16 protein-coding genes are annotated in these 18,067 nt (G+C 73.3%); 5 read left to right on the forward strand and 11 right to left on the reverse strand.

The features are described 5' to 3' along the window. The 3 genes from IEZ24_RS21850 to IEZ24_RS18515 form a co-directional block, all read right to left on the reverse strand. On the reverse strand, positions 1–233 hold a 233-nt coding region (locus tag IEZ24_RS21850), incomplete at its 3' end, for a hypothetical protein (RefSeq protein WP_224745544.1). A gap of 320 nt (positions 234–553) precedes the next feature. Then, entirely contained in the window at positions 554–1,024 is a 471-nt protein-coding gene (locus IEZ24_RS18510; protein ID WP_129456595.1) for an SRPBCC family protein, read from the reverse strand. A 10-nt stretch (positions 1,025–1,034) separates the two neighbouring features. Then, positions 1,035–2,135 carry a WD40/YVTN/BNR-like repeat-containing protein gene (locus IEZ24_RS18515; RefSeq protein WP_129456594.1) on the reverse strand — a complete coding sequence of 367 codons (1,101 nt, stop codon included), beginning with the start codon at positions 2,133–2,135 and terminating at the stop codon, positions 1,035–1,037. A gap of 61 nt (positions 2,136–2,196) precedes the next feature. Between IEZ24_RS18515 and IEZ24_RS18520 the strand changes: the two genes are divergently transcribed. From IEZ24_RS18520 to IEZ24_RS18530, 3 genes are read left to right on the forward strand one after another with little or no spacing between them, the layout of a single operon-like run. Then, on the forward strand, positions 2,197–2,814 hold the full coding sequence (locus tag IEZ24_RS18520) for a PadR family transcriptional regulator (RefSeq protein WP_129456593.1): 618 nt from the start codon (positions 2,197–2,199) through the stop codon (positions 2,812–2,814). A 9-nt stretch (positions 2,815–2,823) separates the two neighbouring features. Beyond that, a complete protein-coding gene (locus tag IEZ24_RS18525) occupies positions 2,824–3,735 on the forward strand; it encodes an EamA family transporter (RefSeq protein ID WP_242498586.1) in 912 nt (303 codons plus the stop codon). Next, positions 3,732–4,907 (forward strand): PQQ-dependent sugar dehydrogenase, encoded by a 1,176-nt coding sequence (locus tag IEZ24_RS18530; RefSeq protein WP_129456592.1) that lies wholly within the window; start codon positions 3,732–3,734, stop codon positions 4,905–4,907. The genes IEZ24_RS18525 and IEZ24_RS18530 overlap by 4 nt, the downstream gene beginning before the upstream one ends. Here IEZ24_RS18530 and IEZ24_RS18535 read toward each other — a convergent pair. Genes IEZ24_RS18535 through IEZ24_RS18545 form a run of 3 tightly spaced genes read right to left on the reverse strand, consistent with a single transcriptional unit; the run spans position 4,888 to position 8,413 of the window. Continuing rightward, complete coding sequence (locus tag IEZ24_RS18535; RefSeq protein WP_242498585.1) at positions 4,888–5,700, reverse strand: ECF transporter S component; 813 nt, start codon at positions 5,698–5,700, stop codon at positions 4,888–4,890. The genes IEZ24_RS18530 and IEZ24_RS18535 overlap by 20 nt on opposite strands. Beyond that, positions 5,697–7,304, reverse strand: a complete 1,608-nt coding sequence (locus tag IEZ24_RS18540; RefSeq protein ID WP_129456591.1) for an ABC transporter ATP-binding protein — start codon at positions 7,302–7,304, stop codon at positions 5,697–5,699. Before IEZ24_RS18540 ends, IEZ24_RS18535 begins: the two co-directional genes overlap by 4 nt. Next, entirely contained in the window at positions 7,301–8,413 is a 1,113-nt protein-coding gene (locus IEZ24_RS18545) for an energy-coupling factor transporter transmembrane component T family protein (protein WP_242498584.1), read from the reverse strand. Before IEZ24_RS18545 ends, IEZ24_RS18540 begins: the two co-directional genes overlap by 4 nt. 321 nt (positions 8,414–8,734) lie before the next feature. On the opposite strand from IEZ24_RS18545, the gene IEZ24_RS18550 reads away from it, so the two are divergent. Beyond that, complete coding sequence (locus IEZ24_RS18550) at positions 8,735–9,085, forward strand: hypothetical protein (protein WP_129456590.1); 351 nt, start codon at positions 8,735–8,737, stop codon at positions 9,083–9,085. A 424-nt stretch (positions 9,086–9,509) separates the two neighbouring features. Here IEZ24_RS18550 and IEZ24_RS18555 read toward each other — a convergent pair whose 3' ends face one another. The 5 genes from IEZ24_RS18555 to gatC all read right to left on the reverse strand — a co-directional run bounded on the left by IEZ24_RS18555 (position 9,510) and on the right by gatC (position 16,332). Continuing rightward, positions 9,510–11,159: a prenyltransferase/squalene oxidase repeat-containing protein gene (locus IEZ24_RS18555; RefSeq protein ID WP_129456589.1), complete on the reverse strand. Its 1,650-nt coding sequence runs from the start codon at positions 11,157–11,159 to the stop codon at positions 9,510–9,512. Between the two features lie 305 nt (positions 11,160–11,464). After that, positions 11,465–12,874, reverse strand: coding sequence for a prenyltransferase/squalene oxidase repeat-containing protein (locus tag IEZ24_RS18560; protein ID WP_129456588.1), 1,410 nt, complete (start codon positions 12,872–12,874; stop codon positions 11,465–11,467). Positions 12,875–13,013: 139 nt separating this feature from the next. After that, positions 13,014–14,522 (reverse strand): Asp-tRNA(Asn)/Glu-tRNA(Gln) amidotransferase subunit GatB, encoded by a 1,509-nt coding sequence (gatB, locus tag IEZ24_RS18565; RefSeq protein WP_129456587.1) that lies wholly within the window; start codon positions 14,520–14,522, stop codon positions 13,014–13,016. Further along, positions 14,522–16,033: an Asp-tRNA(Asn)/Glu-tRNA(Gln) amidotransferase subunit GatA gene (gatA, locus tag IEZ24_RS18570; protein ID WP_129456586.1), complete on the reverse strand. Its 1,512-nt coding sequence runs from the start codon at positions 16,031–16,033 to the stop codon at positions 14,522–14,524. Before gatA ends, gatB begins: the two co-directional genes overlap by 1 nt. Beyond that, positions 16,033–16,332 carry an Asp-tRNA(Asn)/Glu-tRNA(Gln) amidotransferase subunit GatC gene (gene gatC, locus IEZ24_RS18575; protein ID WP_129456585.1) on the reverse strand — a complete coding sequence of 100 codons (300 nt, stop codon included), beginning with the start codon at positions 16,330–16,332 and terminating at the stop codon, positions 16,033–16,035. Before gatC ends, gatA begins: the two co-directional genes overlap by 1 nt. Positions 16,333–16,481: 149 nt before the next feature. On the opposite strand from gatC, the gene IEZ24_RS18580 reads away from it, so the two are divergent. After that, entirely contained in the window at positions 16,482–18,047 is a 1,566-nt protein-coding gene (locus tag IEZ24_RS18580; protein WP_129456584.1) for a N,N-dimethylformamidase beta subunit family domain-containing protein, read from the forward strand. The last annotated feature ends 20 nt before the right edge of the window (positions 18,048–18,067 follow it).

An 18,067-nucleotide genomic window follows, 5' to 3' on the forward strand; every position in this document is an offset into this window, starting at 1 on the left:
GCCGCCAGCCCCCGCTGCGAGACATCCAGGATCCGCCTGACCCGACGCACCAGCCCCGGCACCTGCCCGGCGAACGGCCCCATCCACCACCACTCCCGCTCCGCCTCGGACCAGTTCACCATCGCATACCGCACCGGCCCACCCACCGGCCCACCCACCGGCCCACCCACCGGCCCACCCACCAGCCCATCCACCGGCCCATCCACCGGCTCGTCCCCGTTCGTGTCGCTCACGCCCACTCGCCCTCTCGATCCCCGGCCCCCGCCCGTCGCGGCGCCTCGTACCCCCATCCCACGCCCCACGACCGACACCCCGCACCCGCTCATCCACAACCACCCCATACACGCCCCCACCCCGGCACCTGTGGACACTTCACGGCCCACGCCACCCGCCCACACGCCCACACCCCCACACGCGCGCACGCCGACCCACCGCCACCCTTGCCCGTGAGTCCCCCACAGACTCACCGGCAAGCGCACACGACCCCAGACACGCGCAGCCCCTGAGTCCCCCAGGGACTCACGGGCAAGGGAGCGTCACGGGCAAGGGAGCGTCACGGGCGCCGGCCAGCCGACCGCTCGGCCTCCTGCTTGAGCGCAGCGAGTCCCTTGTCGAAGTCGGCACCGATCGCCTTGTCGAAGAAGAGCCTGCCTGCGAGGGACATGATCGCGCTGCGTGAGCCGGCCATCGTCCAGGTCACCTCGGTGTCGTCCCCGACCGTGGCGAGGGTGAAGGTCGTGACGTTGGTGGCCTTGAAGGGCTTCAGGAACTCGAGGTCGACCACGACGGCGGCGGGTGTCGAGGCGGTGATCCGCATCTCGCCCTCGCCGGCCTTCCTGTTGCCCGACCAGCGGTACGTCGACCCGACACCGTGGTCGGGGCCTGAGTACTCACGTCGGAGGTCGGGGTCCAGGCCCTCCCACGGCGACCACTTCTGCCACTCCCGGAAGTCGTCGATGAGCCCGTGCACCGCTGCTGCGTCCGCGTGGACGCGGGTGCTGCGCGAGAGCGAGAAGTCGGCCATGTGCGCGACGCTAGACCTTGGCCGCCCGGACGACGAGCACGTCGGGAAGGTCCTTGTGGATCTCACGCCAGGTCGCCCCCTCGTCCGGGGATGCCCAGACGCCGCCGTTGCGGCCACCGAAGTACAGGCCGGCCTCGTCGTGGTCGTCGGCGCACATCGCGTCGCGCATGACCGCGGTGTAGTAGCCGTCCGGGAGGACCCCCTCGCCCAGCGGCTCCCAGGAGGACCCCGCGTCGGTCGTGCGGTACACCCGGGCCTTGCCGTCCACGGGCCACCGGGCCTCGGCGCCGGTGATGGGGAAGTTGTACGCCGTGTCGGCGCGGTGCGGGTGGGCCACCATGGCGAACCCGAACTCCGTCGGGAGGCCGGGGGCGATGTCCTGCCACGATGCGCCGCCGTCGTCGGAGCGGTAGACCCCGCCGTGGTTCTGCAGGTAGAGGCGCTCGGGATCGACGGCGTCACGGGCGACCTTGTGCACGCACTGGCCGAACTCGGGGTAGTTGCGCTCCCCGGGGAAGAACTCGGCCTTCACGCCGGTGTTCGACGGCGACCAGCTCTCGCCGCCGTCGCTCGTGACGTAGACACCGCCGGTCGAGAGCGCAGCGAGCACCCGCGAGGGGTCTGACGGATGGGGCAGGATCGTGTGGAACGCCTGGCCGCCGAAGCCCTCGTTCCACTCCGGGCGGTGCGGGTGGTCCCAGAGCCCTCGCACGAGCGAGAAGGTCTCGCCCCTGTCGGTCGAGCGGAAGACCGCGCCGGGCTCGGTCCCGGCCCACACGACGTCGCTGCCGCCGTCGTCGGAGAGCCCGGGCTGGAGCTGCCAGACCCGGGCGAGCGTGGCGCCGGTGTCCTCGGGGAAGCGGAGGGCTCCGTTGGGCGTCTCGTCCCACGAGGCGCCGAGGTCGTCGGAGCGCCAGACCTGCGGACCGAGCCAGCTCGACGACGCGCCGGCGAGCAGGCGAGGAGTCGAACCCCGGGTGTCGATCATGACGGAGTAGACCTCCTCCATCGGGAAGTGCGGCCCCGTCCACTCCCACGACGACCGGGCCTCGTCGGAGGTCCCGAGCCACATGCCCTTGCGGGTTCCGACCATGAGCAGAGTGCGCGACATCGGGCCTCCCGGCGCTGGAGAGCGAGACTATTCCGATTAGGAACACTACTCTCGGTCCGAGATGAGTCAAGACATCCCGGTCACCGGCTACGCGATCCTCGGCCTCCTCACCTTCGGCGACGAGCTGACGGGGTACGAGATCAAGCAGCGCGCCGACGTCACGCTCCGCTTCTACTGGGTGTCGCCCGCGATGAGCCAGATCTACACCGAGCTGCGCCGCCTCGCCGACCACGGGCTGGTGCGTGCCGACTCCCGCGCCGACGGCGGACGGGACGTCACGACGTACGCCATCACCGCGGCCGGCGAGGACGCCCTGCGGAGCTGGATGGACGAGACCCCGGCGGGCTTCCCGGTCCTCAAGCACACCGTCCTGCTCCGCCTGCTGGTCGGACACGCGACCGAGCCGCAGCAGTCACGGCGGATGCTGCACGACTACCTCATCGAGCTCGACCAGGCCCTCCACGACCTCAGCGAGGTCCGCGAGTCGCTGCGCGGCGCGGACGGGCACGGCCAGCCGTTCCGGTTCCCCTCGCTGGTCGCGGACTGGGGGTTGGACCACTTCGCCGCCGAAGCACGGCACGCCCGCCGCGCACTGGAGAGCCTCGCCGAAACCGACAGCGAGACCGACAGCGAGACCGACAGCGAGACCGGCGGCGGGGGCGGACGCGCGGCTGAATAGGCTGAGGCGGTGACCACGCGAGCCAACCGGGACGTGCTCGGACCCGTCGGCCTGGTCCTCGTCGGCATCCTCTCGGTCCAGGTCGGTGCCGCGATCGCCAAGGGGCTCTTCGGCGAGATCTCGCCCACCGCGATGGTCTGGCTGCGACTGGCCACCAGTGCCCTCGTGCTGGCTGCCGTCGTCCGGCCGCGCCTGCGGGGCCGGACCCGTCACGACTGGCTGGTCGTCCTCGGCTTCGGAGCCAGTCTGGCCACGATGAACTGGGCCATCTACCAGTCCTTCTCCCGCATCCCGCTCGGCATCGCGGTCACCATCGAGTTCATCGGCCCCCTCGCGCTGGCCGTCCTGGGCTCGCGACGCGCCCGCGACCTGGTCTGGGTGGTGCTGGCGGGCGTCGGCGTCGCGCTCCTCGGTCTCCAGCGCACCGGTCTCGATCCCGTCGGCGTCCTGTACGCCCTGCTGGCCGGTGCGGCCTGGGCGGCGTACATCCTGCTCAGCGCGAGCACCGGGCGCCGCTGGGAGGGGTTCGACGGGCTCGCGGTGGCGAGCATCGTCGCCGCGTTCGCGATGACGACGCCGGCACTGCTGAGCGCGGGTACGTCGCTGTGGGACGGCCGCATCCTCCTCATCGGTGCACTCGTCGGCCTGCTCAGCTCGGTCATCCCCTACAGCTGCGAGCTCGTCGCACTGCGCAGTCTGCGGCCCGCTGTCTTCGGGATCCTGATGAGCCTCGAGCCCGCCGCGGCGGCGCTGGCCGCCATCGTCGTGCTGCAGGAACACCTCTCACCGGTGCAGTGGCTGGCCATCGCGTGCGTGGTCGCGGCCTCGATCGGAGCGACCCGGTCCGGCTCCGCCCCCGGCGAGCCGCCCGGCCGTCACGACGAGGACCGTTCGGCCGCACCCGGCACACTGGCGACATGACCGACGGGGAGACGAGCAGGGTCGACGTGAGATCGCGCCTGGTCCTCGGGTCGCTGGCCCTGGCGCTCGCCGTCTCCGGCTGCGCGGGCGACACCGCCGAGCCGATCCCGCGCGTGACCCAGCCGACCGACGTGCCCAGCCAGCCCACGCCCAGCGAGCCCACGAGCGAGCCGACCGACACCGGCGACGCGAACGGCGGCAACCGCGACCCGGAGGCGGTCGGCACGCTGGTCGAGGGCCTCGAGGTGCCGTGGGGCGTCGACTTCCTCCCCGACGGCTCCGCCGTGGTCACCGAACGCATCTCCGGGCGCGTCCTGAACATCACCGCGGACGGCCGGGTGGGCCGCCTCGGCACGGTCGACACCGCGGTCGCGCAGGGCGAGGCGGGCCTGCTCGGCGTCGCCGTGTCCCCTGACTTCGAGACGGACCGGACGGTGTTCCTCTACCTCACCACCGACACCGACAACCGCGTCGTGAGGGCCCGGCTCGAGGGCTCATCGCTCGGCTCGACCAGCGTCGTCCTCGACGGCATCCCGGCGGGCTTCATCCACGACGGCGGGCGCATCGCGTTCGGGCCGGACGGCCACCTGTACGTGACCACGGGCGAGACGGGCGACCCCGAGCTGGCCCAGGACCCCGACAGCCTGGCCGGGAAGATCCTCCGGATCACCGCGGACGGGGAGCCCGCTCCCGGCAACCCCGACCCCGACTCGCCCGTCTGGTCGCTCGGCCACCGCAACGTCCAGGGCCTCGCCTGGGACGACGAGGACCGGCTCTGGGCCTCCGAGTTCGGCGCCTCCGAGTGGGACGAGCTCAACCTCATCGAGAAGGGCGGCAACTACGGATGGCCCCGCGTCGAGGGCACGGGCGGCGGACAGGGGCTCATCGACCCCCAGGTGGTCTGGCCGGTGGAGCAGGCCTCGCCGAGCGGGCTGGCGTACGTCGACGGGCACCTCTGGATGGCGGGGCTCCGCGGCCAGCGGCTGTGGCGGATCCGGGTGTCGGCCGCCGGCAAGGCGTCCCAGCCGAAGGCGTACTTCACCGAGGACTACGGCCGGTTGCGCACCGTGGCCACGGCCCCCGACGGGCTGCTCTGGCTCACCACCTCGAACCGCGACGGCCGCGGCACCCCCGCTCCCGCGGACGACCGGATCATCCAGGTCCGACCGTGACCGGTGAGCCGGGGCGTACGACCGCGCGCCGGGCCGCACGGCGCAGGGTCGTGAGGATCGCCGGGCCGAGGACCACGATCGCGACGGCGGTCGTGATCGCGCGGCCGGTGTCCCAGCCACCGGTCGAGGTCAGCAGGGTGTAGACGAGGAAGCGGTGCGCGTTCTCGAGCACCGGCGCACCAGCGACGTACGCCAGCGAGCCCTCGTGCCCGGGCACCACGATGCCGAGGGCGAACGGCCAGGAGCTGAGGTTCATCAGCAGGCCGTAGAGGTAGGAGGCGACGACCGCGTACGCGGCCAGTATCGCGATCTCGGCACGGCCGCCGACCCGGCGAGGAAGCAGGCCCGCACCCATCCCCACCCACGCCGCGCAGATCATCTGGAAGGGCAGCCACGGTCCGACCCCCGCCGTGAGCAGGGCCGAGGCGAACAGAGACGTGCAGCCCAGCACGAAGCCGAACCCTGCCCCGAAGACGCGGCCCCCGAGGATCAGCAGGAAGAACACCAGCTCGATGCCGGCCGTGCCCGCGCCGAGGCCGCGCATCACCGCATTGATCGCGGAAAGCACACCGAGGACCGCCAGGACCCGGGAGTCCATGCCCCCCTCCCCCATCTCGGCGAGGACGACGACCATCACGAGCGGCAGCAGGGCGAGGAAGACGAAGGGGGGCTCCACGCGCTGGCCCGGCTGCGCCTCGAGCAGCAGCGGCCAGCACAGCATCATCAGCCCGGCCAGCGAGGCCAGGGCGAGCACCGCGGCGGTGCGCGGCCCGACGGGGAGGGCGGGGTTCACCGGGCGACCCCTCCCATGGCCGCAGCGACTTCCTCGACGACCAGCCAGGGCGCGCCGAGGACCTTGGTGACCTGCGGCGCGAAGGACGGCGACTCGGCGAGCACGCGACGCGGAGGTCCACTGGAGACGACCTCTCCCTCGGCCATCACCACGACCTCGTCCGCGACGTGCGCGGCGAACTCCACGTCGTGCGTGGCGAGCAGGACCGCGTGGTCGTCCGCCGCGAGGTCGGCGACGATCCGGGCGAGCTCGGCCTTGCCGGCGTAGTCCAGTCCGCGGGTCGGCTCGTCGAGGAGCACCACGGGGGGCCGCGCCGTGAGCACGACGGAGAGCGCGAGCGCCAGGCGCTGGCCCTCGGAGAGGTCGCGCGGGTGGACCGCGTCCTCGATGCCCGGAGCGAGCCGGTCGAGGAGGTCCCGGCAGGTGCCGGGTGCCGCCTCCGCGCCGAGGTCGGCCGCGGCGCACTCGTCGGCGACCGTCTCGAGGTAGAGCAGGTCCGCGGCGGTCTGCGGGACCAGCCCGACGTGCGTACGCCGCTGGGCGGGCGCGAGCTCCGCGGGGTCGCTCCCCGCGACGTCGATCGAGCCGGAGCGTCGCCGCCCGGATCCCTGGAGCGCCCAGATCAGGCTGGACTTGCCCGAACCGTTGCGGCCCATCAGCACGGTGGTGCGACCGGACGACAGGGTCAGGTCGACGTCCCGGACGGCGACGTGGCGACCATGCACGACGGTGACGCCGCGGGCCACGACCAGCGGTTCCGCCGCGGGCGCCGCAACCCGATCGTGGACAGCGGGGTCGCGGGCGGACAGCTCCGGGAGCGTACGCGCGTGCCGGCGGGCGTCGCGCACCGTGAGCGGGAGGGGCTGCCACCCGGCGAGCCGCCCGAGCTCGACCAGCGGCGGCGCGACGGGTGAGTCGGTAAGGACCGCGCGCGGATCGCCGACGCGGACACCGCCGTCGCCCGTGACGAGGCAGATCCGGTCGGCGAAGGGCACGACCCGCTCGAGCCGGTGCTCGGCCAGCAGGACGGTCAGGCCCAGGTCGTGCACGAGGCGCGTGATCGTCGCGAGGACGTCCTCCGCGGCCGTCGGGTCGAGCGCGGAGGTCGGCTCGTCGAGGACGAGCACCCGCGGGTGGGTGGTGAGCACCGCCCCGATCGCCACCCGCTGCTGCTGGCCGCCGGAGAGCGTACGCAGGTCCCGCGCACGCAGGTCGGCGATGCCGAGCAGGTCGAGGGTCTCCTCCACGCGGCGGCGCATCGTCTCGGGGGCGGTGCCGAGCTGCTCCATCCCGTAGGCGAGCTCCTCCTCGACGGTGTCGGCGACGAACCCCGCCAGTGGGTCCTGGCCGACGAAGCCGACGAGGTGGGCGCGCTCGCGAGGCGGCTGCTCCACGATGCTCTGCCCCTCGAGCAGCACGTCACCGGTCAGCACGCCGCCGGTGAAGCGGGGCACCAGCCCGGTCACCACGCCGAGGAGGGTCGACTTGCCCACGCCCGTACGGCCGGACACGAGCACCAGCTCGCCCTCGTCGAGGGTGAGGTCGACCCCGCTGAGCACGACCTCCTGGTCGTAGTGGAAGCCGATCCCGCGCAGCTCGATCATGCGACCGCCTCCCGTCGGACCGGGGCGCTCGCCGGGACCGGCGTCGCCACCGCGGGAAGGATGCCGATCACGCCGACCAGCAGTGCCAGCGGCGAGAGGTAGGGAGCCACGTCCACGCCCGGGTAGGCGACGACGACCTGCGCGTGGGCGACGTACCAGCCCAGCACCGCCACGACCAGGCCGGTGCCTGCGGTGACCAGCTCGGGTGCGCGCCACGGGTCGGGTCGGTAGCGGGTGCGCTGCACGCGACGTCCAGCGCTGACGAGGCCGAGCACCGCGACCACCACGCCCGCGCCCAGCATGGGCACGGCCAGCACCCGGGGCGCGGTGGGGTCGAGCCAGGCGTACGTGCCGACGCAGATGCCGGTGAGGGCCAGGAGGAGCAGCGACCCGGTCACCCAGCGCTCTCGAGGGGACGCGCCGCCGGAGCGGCCGTAGCCGCGGGTGTCCATGCCTGCGGCGAGCGCCAGGGACCGCTCGAGCGCGTCCTCGAGGACCGGCACGAGGAACCGTCGGAGCCGACCGACGCCCGTCGTGCTCCCGCCCCTGAGCGCCTGTGCGGCCCGTACGCGGCGGGCGCTGTCGGCCAGCTGCGGGAAGATCGTCACGGCCACCACCAGCGCGGTGCCGATCTCGTAGAGCGCCGGCGGGACCGAGGCGAGCAGTCGCTTGGGGTTGGCGAGGGAGTTGGCGGCACCGACGCACAGGATGACCGCCGCGAGCCGCAGCCCGTCGTACAGGCCGGCCAGCAGCGCCTCGCTGGTGACCGGGCCGAGCAGCCGGACCCCGGCCGCCCACGTGGGCAGGGGGATCTCGGGGAGGTCGAGGAGCACGTGGCCGACCTCCTGCCCGCCGAAGAGGATGCGGAACACCACCCGCAGCACGACGGTGAGCGCAGCGAGCAGGGCGTACAGGCGGAACGAGCGGCCGAACGGGTGACCGGACCGGCGAGCCATGACGACCAGCGTCACCGACCCCATCACCAGCACGAGCAGCAGCGGGTTGGTGGTCAGCGACGCAGCCGTGGCCAGGCCGACCGCCCAGGCCCACCAGGCCAGGGGGTGCAGGTCACGTGCCAGCCCGGGACGGGTCAGCGTCGAAGCCGTCACGGCGCGCCGGGCTCCCGCCGACGACGGGCCACGAGAGCGCTCGCCGCGACGGCGGCGCCCAAGGCGCCGACCGCTCCCCAGGTCACGGCCGCCGGGACCTTCGTCGGCCCGTCGGCGTCCGGCGAGCCCGCGGTCGGCGCGTCGCTTGCCCTTGAGTCTGCTGGAGACTCAAGGGGCTCGGCGGTGGGGTCGCCCCCGTCGCTGGGCCGTGAGTCTCCAGGAGACTCACGGTCGCCGGACCGCTTCTTCTCGCGCTCGCCCGAGCCCGCGGGTGACCTTGAGTCTCCTGGAGACTCACTGGCAAGGGGCGACTCGGACGGGGTGCCGGACGCCGACGCCGAGGGACTCGACGACGGGGACGCCCCGGGGCTGCTGCCGCTCGACGGCGACGGGCTCGGCTGGGAGCCGGCACCCGACCCGCTGCCCGAACCGCTGCCCGAGCCACCGCCGGACCCTCCGCTGCCCGAGGGCGAGGAGGAGGGCGAAGAGGTGGGTGAGGAGGACGGTGAGGCGGTCGGCGCGGAGGACGGCGACGACGTCGGCGACTGGGAGGCCGAGTTCACCGGCGGGGCGACGGAGGGAGGTGCGGCGTTGCCGCTGCCCTGCTTCCACGCCCAGCCGACCGAGCCGCCGGCCGGGACGGTCAGGGAGCCCGAGCTGTACGACGAGTAGGTCCACGATCCCGAGGTGCCGTCGGACCACCACAGTCCCCAGTACGCGTCGGCAGGCGAGGTGGTGACGCAGGGGTCGACCTCGGCCGTGGGCTGCCCGTTGACCCGGCAGACGAACCCGGGCTGGCGCTGGGCGTACGTGAGGCTCACGCCGACGGACCCGACGATCGCCGTGGCGGTCTTGCCGCCGCCGTCCGCGGCACAAGCCGTCGTCACTCCCCCGCCGAGCTCGCGGTAGTCCACGACGACGCTGACGCCACCGGCCGAGGTGCAGGTGGCCGCGGCAGCCGCGGGCACGACAGCGGTCGGTCCGAGGCCGAGCACCACGCCGCCGCCGACCAGGCTCACGGCCAGGGCGGCGAAGGTGGCGGCGAACGTGGCGGCGAACGAGGCGGCGACACGCCGGGTCCGGGCTCCCATGGAGGTCACCTCCGACGCAGCCAGAACTTCGTGGCGACGGGCTCGGCACCGCGGGCGGTCTGGGTGGCCACCACGCGGATCCGCTTCTTCCCGAGGACGGCACGCGCCGGCTTGGTGAGGGTCAGCGTGACGCGGGAGGTCCGGCCGGGCTGGACCGTGTACGCCGACTTCGCCACGACCAGCCTGGCCGAGGTGTCGTCGGCGCGCTCGACCTTGCCGACCGTGCGGACCTTGAGCTTCCCCGTGCAGGCCACGGCTGCGTCACAGGCGACCGCGACCTTGAAGCGGTTGTTCCTGCCGACCTTCTCGACCTTCGCCACCGCCAGGTCTCCGACGACGGGCGCCGGCGCCGGCGGGCCCGCGACGGTCGAGGTGGCCGACTGCGCACCGGACAGGGTGGTGACCGTGAAGGTGTGCGCGGCGGGCACGGTGGCGGGCAGGTCGAAGGACACCGCGAGGTCGCTGCCGGTGCCCGTGACCAGGCGCTTGGCGGTCCCGAAGGTCACGCAGCCGTGCTCCCCGGCGGCGAGACCGCGCACGAGCACGTCGACCTTGCTGCCCGCCGCGGCGGAGGTCGGAGCCGTGAGGCCGAGCGGGCCCGAGGCCGGAGGGGCCCAGCGCAGGACGGGCGCCGCCTGGAAGGTGGCACGGCGCCACACGCCGGTCTTCGCGCCCAGGCCGCTGGTGCGGGCGCTCGCGAGGTCCTCGGCGTTGTACGCGATCGCTCCCGTCGGCGCCTGGGTGGCGCAGGCGCCCGGATCGGCGGCCTGGACCCCGCGGGTCCAGGCGGCGGCCCTCGTGGCGGCGGCCGTACGGCCGGCCTCGCCGAGCGCCCAGCCCGCGAGGCCGGTGCTGTTGGCGTTCTTGCCAGGGGCGGAGGCGTCGCCGGCGAAGGAGCCGTCGGACAGCTGGACGGACTCGAGCCACTGCGTCGCGAGGCTGACGGCGCCGGCCACGCGGGCGGAACCGATCCCCGACTCACGCAGGGCGATGACCGCCAGCGCGGTGGTGTCGGCGCTGGGCACGTCGGCGCACGCGGTGGAGCCGAGGGTGAAGAGGAAGTACCCGGCAGGGCACTGCTGGGCCAGGAGCGCACCGGTGGCGGCCGCCGCCTCGTCCGACCCCGCCCGGGCGAGGGCCTCGACGGCGAAGGCCTGGCCGATGGTGTTGGCGTAGTTCCCGAAGCTGGACTCGTCGGCGATGACGCCGGTGGTGTCGTCGGTCAGGTCCTCGAGCTGCGCGACGAGGTCGATGCTGTCGTACGCCGTGCTGGCGTCGCGCCCGATGCGCCCGGCGAACGCCGCCGCCTTGGCCGTGGCGTTGGCGTAGCGGCCCGTGGTGCCGCCCTCGTCGGAGGCGGCATAGCCGTAGGGGAAGTCCGCGGAGGTGACGAGGGTGTCCGCGATGCTGTCGCCGACGAGGTCGGCCCGGGCGGTGTCACCCATCGCCTCGAAGGCGAGGCCCGCGTCGATGGTCAGGCCGATGTCGGCGAAGTCGCCGACGGCGATCCCGTCGGTGAGCTGCGTGGCGATCCAGTCCCCCGCGAGCCGGGTGGGGGGTGCAGGCGTGGCCGCAGCGGCCGGCTGGACGGCGAGGGTGGCGGCGACGAGGCCGGCGGTGAGCGTGACGGCGGCCAGCCCTGAGGTGAGCTTCATGATTTCCTCCCTCGCTGCGACAGCGAGGGAATCGGCAGGTGCCGGTCCGCCCCGCTGCATTCCTCGACAGCGATGGTGATCAAGACGCGTCGAGGCGGGTGTTCCGGCTCGCACGGGATGGCTCCCGTGCCCACGGTTGCGGGTCAGCGCCGGTTTCGGACCGGCTTTCCCCAGCTCGGGCGTGTGTGGTGCCGACCCGGGCGGGTGCGGCCTGCGAAGCGTAACCCTCGTACGCCCCCGGACGCACTCCGGCCCGGCGTCTCGGGACGCCGGGCCGGAGCGGTGGGACTGGTGGAGCTGATGGGTCAGTTGCGCACCCGCAGCGACGTACGCGCCTCGTCGTCCGAGGTCTTCACCAGGCCGACGCGGCGCTGGTTGCCCGCCGGCAGCTGGAGCTTGCGCACGATCTTGTCGCCGGTCTTCTTGCCCTTCACGCGCACGAAGTCGCCCTTGACCTGCATGCAGGCGCTCTCGCTCGGCGCGAGACCGAAGACACGGAACTGGACGCGGTCACCCGCGCGGGCCTCCTTGCGCACCGACACGATCCGCAGCTCGTCCTTGCTCGCCGGGGCGAACTGGAGGCCGAGGATCGCCTGCGCGGTGGCGCGGCGCCACTCGTCGCGGGCGGAGGCGGGGATGCCGCTGGTCTTGGCACCGGTGGCCCGGTCCTTGCGGAAGGCCACGGCTCCGGTGTCCTTGGTCAGCGCGGTGCGGCACTTGTACTTGTCGACCGGCTGGTTCTTGCGCACCCACAGCGCCGCCTTGAGCGCCGCGTCACGGTTCTTGAGCAGACCCATGGCGTAGCCGCCGAGGGCGGTCGTGTTGGTGTTGATCTGCGCTCCCTGGCCCGCGCTGCGGATCGCGCCGCTGTTGCGCTGGCGCGCGTCGAGCCACGTGTTGGCCTTGGCCAGCGCGGTCGTCACCGCCGCGCTCTTGTCGCCCGACTCGACCAGGTTGATCACCGCGAGCGCGGTGGCGTCCGGGTCGGCCTCGCTGCCGGCGGCACCGTCGGTGCACGCCTGGGCGGGCACGTCGGCCTTGGCGAAGTTGAGCCGGAACGCGCCCGACGCGCACTGCTGCTTGAGCAGGAAGTCGCGGGCCGCACCCGCCTCGGCGGACTTGGCGAGCGACAGGGCGCGCACGGCGTAGGACTGGCCCACCACGTTGGCGTAGTTGCCGAACTCGGACTTGTCGAAGATCCGTCCCGCGATGGCCGCGGCCTGCGGCTGGGCGGCCGGGTCGGCCGGCACGTCGGCGGTGCGCTCCTCGAGGCGGGTGATCAGGTTGATCCCGCCGTAGCTGGTCGGGTTCTTCTTCGCCGTGCGGGCGAAGGCGGCCGCCTTGGCCAGCGGACCGGCGTAGCTCTCCTTGGTCCCGTCGCCGACGTACTCGGCGATACGCGGCTCGAGGGCGTTGTTGATCGCCGTCACGGTCGCGCCCTGACGCGCGACGGTCGACACGGCCATGCCGGTGTCGATGGTGAGGCCGAAGTCCGGCCCGGAGGTGCCCATGATCAGGCCGTTGGTGAGCTCGTCGGCGATCCACTCCGCCGCGATCGTCGAGGGAGTGCTGTCCGTGGTGGCGGCTGCCTTGGCCGCGCGCAGCGCGGGCGACGGCTCCGCCGAGGCGGGCGGAGCGGCGAGGACGCCGACCCCCAGCGCCGCGGTCGACAGGGCGACGGCGGCCGTGCGGATGGGTCGAATGCGATGGTGCATGACTTCCTTCCCAGCTCGCCGGGGCGGTCATGACCGCATGCCGCGGCCGACCCCTTCCCCCGATGGTGCGAGCGTTGGTTGGTGATGTGACCAATGTGACGCGCTTGCACCCTAACAAGTTGTCTAGACAACCAGGTTTCTAGGCCAGCTTCTCCAGGATCAACTCCCGGACGCGACCGGCGTCGGCCTGCCCGCGCATCTCCTTCATCACCGCACCGATGAGCGCTCCGGCGGCGGCGTGCTTGCCGTCGCGGATCTTGTCGGCGACGTCGGGGTTCGCGGCGATCGCGTTGTCGACGGCCGCGCCGAGCGCGCCGTCGTCGGAGACGACCGCGAGGCCGCGCTTCTCCACGACCTCGTCGGGCGTGCCCTCACCGGCGAGGACGCCCTCGAAGACCTGGCGGGCCAGCTTGTCGTTGACGACCTTCTCGTCGACCAGCGCCTGGATGCGGGCGACGTCGGCGGGCGTGATCGGCAGGTCGACGAGGTCGACCCCGTCCTCGTTGCTGCGTCGCGCCAGCTCGCCGAGCCACCACTTGCGGGCGGCCTGCGGGGCGGCGCCCTCGGCGATCGTCTCCTCGACCAGCCCGAGCGCCCCGGCACCGACGGTGTCGCGCATCTCGAGGTCGCTGAAGCCCCACTCGGCCTGCAGCCGCGACCGGCGTACGGTCGGGTTCTCCGGCAGCGTGCCGCGCAGCTCCTCGACCCACTCGCGGCTCGGCGCCACGGGCACCAGGTCGGGCTCGGGGAAGTAGCGGTAGTCCTCCGCGTCGGACTTCACCCGGCCGCTCGTGGTGATCCCGGTGTCCTCGTGCCAGTGGCGGGTCTCCTGCAGGATCGTGCCGCCGCCGCTCAGGATGGCTGCGTGCCGCTGCATCTCGTAGCGCACCGCCCGCTCGACGGAGCGGAACGAGTTGACGTTCTTGGTCTCGGTGCGGGTGCCGAGGGTGCCGCTGCCCTTGGGCGAGAGCGACAGGTTGACGTCGGCGCGCAGGTTGCCCTGGTCCATCCGGGCCTCGGAGACGCCGAGCGCGACGATCAGCTCGCGCAGCTGGGCGACGTACGCCTTCGCGACCTCGGGCGCCTTCTCCCCCGCACCGAGGATCGGGCGGGTGACGATCTCGATGAGCGGGATGCCGGCGCGGTTGTAGTCGACCAGCGAGTGGTCCGCGCCGTGGATGCGACCGGTGGAGCCGCCGACGTGGAGCGACTTGCCGGTGTCCTCCTCCATGTGGGCCCGCTCGATCTCGACCCGGTAGGTCGTGCCCTCGACCTCGACGTCCATGAAGCCGTCGAAGCAGATCGGCTCGTCGTACTGCGACGTCTGGAAGTTCTTCGGCATGTCCGGGTAGAAGTAGTTCTTCCGGGCGAACCGGCACCACTCCGCGATCTCGCAGTTGAGCGCGAGGCCGATGCGGATGGCCGACTCGACGGCCTTGCCGTTGACGACCGGCATCGCGCCGGGCAGCCCCAGGCACGTCGGGCAGACCCCGGCGTTGGGCTCGCCGCCGAACACGGCCGGGCAGCCGCAGAACATCTTCGAGGCGGTGTTGAGCTCGACGTGGACCTCGAGGCCGAGGGCGGGGTCGTACGCCGCCAGCACGTCGTCGAACGGCATCAGGGCGGTGTCGGTCGTGGGGGCGGTCATCACTCGGTCTCCAGTCCGGGGGCGCGGTCGAGCAGCAGGCCACCCCACTGCTCGGCGTACATGGCCTCGAGGGCGGCGCCGACGCGGTAGACGCGGTCGTCGGCGAGCGCGGGCGCGAGCACCTGGAAGCCGCTGGGCAGCCCGTCCTCGTCGGCGAGGCCGTTGGGGACCGAGATCCCGGGCACGCCGGCGAGGTTGGCGGGGATGGTGGCGAGGTCGTTGAGGTACATCGCCATCGGGTCGTCGAGCTTCTCCCCGAGCCTGAACGCCGTGGTCGGGGCGGTCGGCGACACGAGGACGTCGACGGAGCCGAAGGCGGCGTCGAAGTCGCGGCTGATCAGCGTGCGGATCTTCTGGGCCTGGCCGTAGTAGGCGTCGTAGTAGCCGCTGGAGAGCGCGTAGGTGCCGAGGATGATGCGGCGCTTGACCTCGTCGCCGAAGCCGGCGTCGCGGGTGGCCCGCATCACCTCCTCCGCACTGGGGTCGCCGTCCGGCACCACGCGGAGGCCGAAGCGCATCGCGTCGAACTTCGCGAGGTTGCTGGACGCCTCGGCCGGGAGGATCAGGTAGTAGGCGGCGAGCGCGTGCACGAAGGACGGGCACGAGACCTCGACGACCTCGGCGCCGGCCTTGACCAGCAGGTCCACCGACTCCTGGAAGCGGGCCATCACGCCGGGCTGCCAGCCCTCTCCCGCGAGCTCGGTGATGACGCCGACCTTGACGCCGGTCATGTCGCCGGTCGAGCCGGCCCGGGCGGCCTCGGTGAACGAGGGCCACTCCTGGGCGATGGACGTGGAGTCGCGCGGGTCGTGCCCGCCGATGACGTCGTGCAGCATCGCCGCGTCGAGCACCGTGCGGGTGACCGGGCCGGCCTGGTCGAGGCTGTTGGCGAGGGCGACGAGGCCGTAGCGGGACACGCCGCCGTAGGTCGGCTTGACGCCGACCGTGCCGGTGACGGCGCCGGGCTGGCGGATGGAGCCGCCGGTGTCGGTGCCGATCGCGAGCGGGGCCTCGAAGGCAGCCACCGCGGCCGCGGAACCGCCGCCGGACCCGCCGGGGATCCGGTCGAGGTCCCACGGGTTGCGGGTCGGGCCGTAGGCGGAGTGCTCGGTGGAGGAGCCCATCGCGAACTCGTCCATGTTGGTCTTGCCGAGGATCGGCAGGCCGGCCTCGCGCAGGCGGGTCACGACGGTCGCGTCGTAGGGCGGGATCCAGCCCTCGAGGATCCTCGAGCCGCAGGTGGTCGGCAGCCCGCGCGTGGTGAGCACGTCCTTGACCGCGATCGGTACGCCGTCGAGCGGGCCGCGGGCCTCGCCCCGGGCGCGACGGGCGTCGGACTCGGCCGCGTCGGCGAGCGCGCCGTCGCGGTCGACGTGGAGGAAGGCGTGCACCGCGCCGTCGACCGCGTCGATGCGGTCGAGGTGGGCCTCGGTGAGCTCGGTGGAGGTGACCTCGCCGGCGGCGAGGCGCTCGGCGAGCGCAGCGGCGGTGCTGCGGACGATCTCGGTCATCAGGCCCCCTCGCCCAGGATCCGCGGGACGGAGAAGCGCTGCTCCTCCACCTCGGGGGCGCCAGCGAGCGCCTCCTCGGCCGTCAGGCCGGGCACCACGACGTCCTCGCGGAAGACGTTGGTCAACGGGATCGCGTGCGACGTGGGCGGCACGTCGTCGCCGGCGACGCCGGTGATGGAGGCGACGGAGTCGAGGATGACGCTCAGCTGGGGGGCCAGGTGGTCGAGCTCGGCGTCGGAGAGGTCGATGCGGGCGAGGGTGGCCAGGTGGGCCACCTCGTCGCGGGTGATCTCGGGCATGCGGGCAATCCTAGGTCCACACCACGCCAGGTCCCGACGCCGGTCGGGAGGCGGTCGGGAGCCAGTCGGGATCGGCGTCCGGATCCTCCCGGGCGGCCGGGATCGCCGCCTCGTGTGCCGGGACCAGGACCGGCCGGATCGTCGTCGTCATGGAGATCAAGGGGGCCGGGGCGGCCATCGTCGGGGTGCTGATGGCGCTGGGGGTCGCGAGCTGCGGGGCGCCCGCGGATCCCACCGTGCCGGCCGTGGGCACGAGCGCTGCGATCCCGCCGGTGGCAGCCTCCGAGGCCGACGATCCCGAGGAGGGGGAGGCGGCGGTGCCCGCTCCGCGAGGGTCGGAGGGCTGGCGCTCGCGCAGACCTGCGCTGGACGGCCGGCTGGCGGCGTACGCGACCCACGCCAGCGGGGTCCCGGGGACCCGGGTGGGGCTGAAGGTCTCCACGACCGAGGGCGGGTGGGAGGCGTCGGCCTTCCGCATCGGCGCCTACGCAGGGGGCAGCGGCGCGTTCGTCTGGGAGTCCGGCTTCCGGCTCGGGCGCGCCCAGCCCGCCCCTCGCCTGGAGCCGTACGCCACCCGCACGGTCGTCGCCGCCTGGACGCGCGACCTCACCGTCGACACGTCCGGGTGGGAGCCGGGGTTCTACGTCTTCCTGCTGCGCACCGACACCGGCTGGGACGTCCAGGTGCCCTACGTGGTGACGTCGCCGTCGGCGGAGGGGACCGTGGCACTGGTCGCGCCGGTGACGACCTGGCAGGCCTACAACCGGTGGGGCGGCTACAGCCTGTACGCCGGCCCGCCCGGCGACTCCCGCAGCCACGCCGTCAGCTTCGACCGCCCGTACGCCGCGACCACCGGCGCCAACGACTACCGCACCGCGGCGATCCCGATCGTGCTGCGCGCCGAGCGGTCCGGCGTCGCCCTGTCCTACTTCACCAACCTCGACCTCCACACGAGCGCCGGCGCGCTCGACGGTGCGCACGGCTACGTCTCGATGGGTCACGACGAGTACTGGACCAACACCATGCGCGACGCGGTGCTCGCTGCGCGGGACGCCGGCACGAACCTCGCGTTCCTGGGTGCCAACACCATGTACTGGCGGGTGCGCCTCGAGGACACCGCCGGCGGCCGCGCCCGCCGGATGGTCGGCTACCGCCACGACGCCCACCTCGACCCCCTGTACGCCGAGGGCTCGGTCGACGCCACCGCGTTGTTCCGGCAGTCGCCGGCGCCGCGGCCCGAGCACGACCTGCTGGGGATGCAGTACGAGTGCTACCCCGTCGACACCGACTACGTCATCGCGAGCCCGCGCTGGTGGGGGTTCCGCGGCACCGGCGTCCGCCACGGGCACCGGGTCCTCGGCCTGGTGGGGCCCGAGGCCGACCGGGTCTACCCGGACGCGCGCCTGCCACGCCCCCTCCAGGTGCTGGCCCACTCGCCGTACTCGTGCCGCGGGGTCATGACCTCCTCGCAGTCGGTCTACTACACGACGGGCTCGGGCGCCGGGGTGTTCAACGCCGGCACGCTGCGCTGGGGCTGCGCGATGGCCGAACGGTGCGAGCGCCCGCTGGGTGCCGGCACGGCGGCCTTCGTCCGGACCGTCACCACGACGCTCCTCACGGAGTTCGTCCGCGGGCCGGTCGGCGAGCGCCACCCGGCCATCGACAACGTCGACGACTTCGACCTCTCCACCACCAACAGCGTGTCGGCGAGTTGAAGCACAGTGAGCCGGGTTCG

It is taken from the genome of Nocardioides ganghwensis, assembly GCF_014779655.1.
Lineage (GTDB): Bacteria > Actinomycetota > Actinomycetes > Propionibacteriales > Nocardioidaceae > Nocardioides > Nocardioides ganghwensis.

What these genes read in the sequence shown, in the direction of transcription:
- IEZ24_RS18555 (WP_129456589.1), bottom strand. Translation starts at nt 11,159, where the DNA reads ATGAAGCTCACCTCAGGGCTGGCCGCCGTCACGCTCACCGCCGGCCTC.
- IEZ24_RS18510 (WP_129456595.1), bottom strand. Translation starts at nt 1,024, where the DNA reads ATGGCCGACTTCTCGCTCTCGCGCAGCACCCGCGTCCACGCGGACGCA.
- IEZ24_RS18520 (WP_129456593.1), top strand. Translation starts at nt 2,197, where the DNA reads ATGAGTCAAGACATCCCGGTCACCGGCTACGCGATCCTCGGCCTCCTC.
- gatC (WP_129456585.1), bottom strand. Translation starts at nt 16,332, where the DNA reads ATGCCCGAGATCACCCGCGACGAGGTGGCCCACCTGGCCACCCTCGCC.
- gatA (WP_129456586.1), bottom strand. Translation starts at nt 16,033, where the DNA reads ATGACCGAGATCGTCCGCAGCACCGCCGCTGCGCTCGCCGAGCGCCTC.
- IEZ24_RS18540 (WP_129456591.1), bottom strand. Translation starts at nt 7,304, where the DNA reads ATGATCGAGCTGCGCGGGATCGGCTTCCACTACGACCAGGAGGTCGTG.
- IEZ24_RS18515 (WP_129456594.1), bottom strand. Translation starts at nt 2,135, where the DNA reads ATGTCGCGCACTCTGCTCATGGTCGGAACCCGCAAGGGCATGTGGCTC.
- gatB (WP_129456587.1), bottom strand. Translation starts at nt 14,522, where the DNA reads ATGACCGCCCCCACGACCGACACCGCCCTGATGCCGTTCGACGACGTG.
- IEZ24_RS18560 (WP_129456588.1), bottom strand. Translation starts at nt 12,874, where the DNA reads ATGCACCATCGCATTCGACCCATCCGCACGGCCGCCGTCGCCCTGTCG.
- IEZ24_RS18580 (WP_129456584.1), top strand. Translation starts at nt 16,482, where the DNA reads ATGGAGATCAAGGGGGCCGGGGCGGCCATCGTCGGGGTGCTGATGGCG.
- IEZ24_RS18530 (WP_129456592.1), top strand. Translation starts at nt 3,732, where the DNA reads ATGACCGACGGGGAGACGAGCAGGGTCGACGTGAGATCGCGCCTGGTC.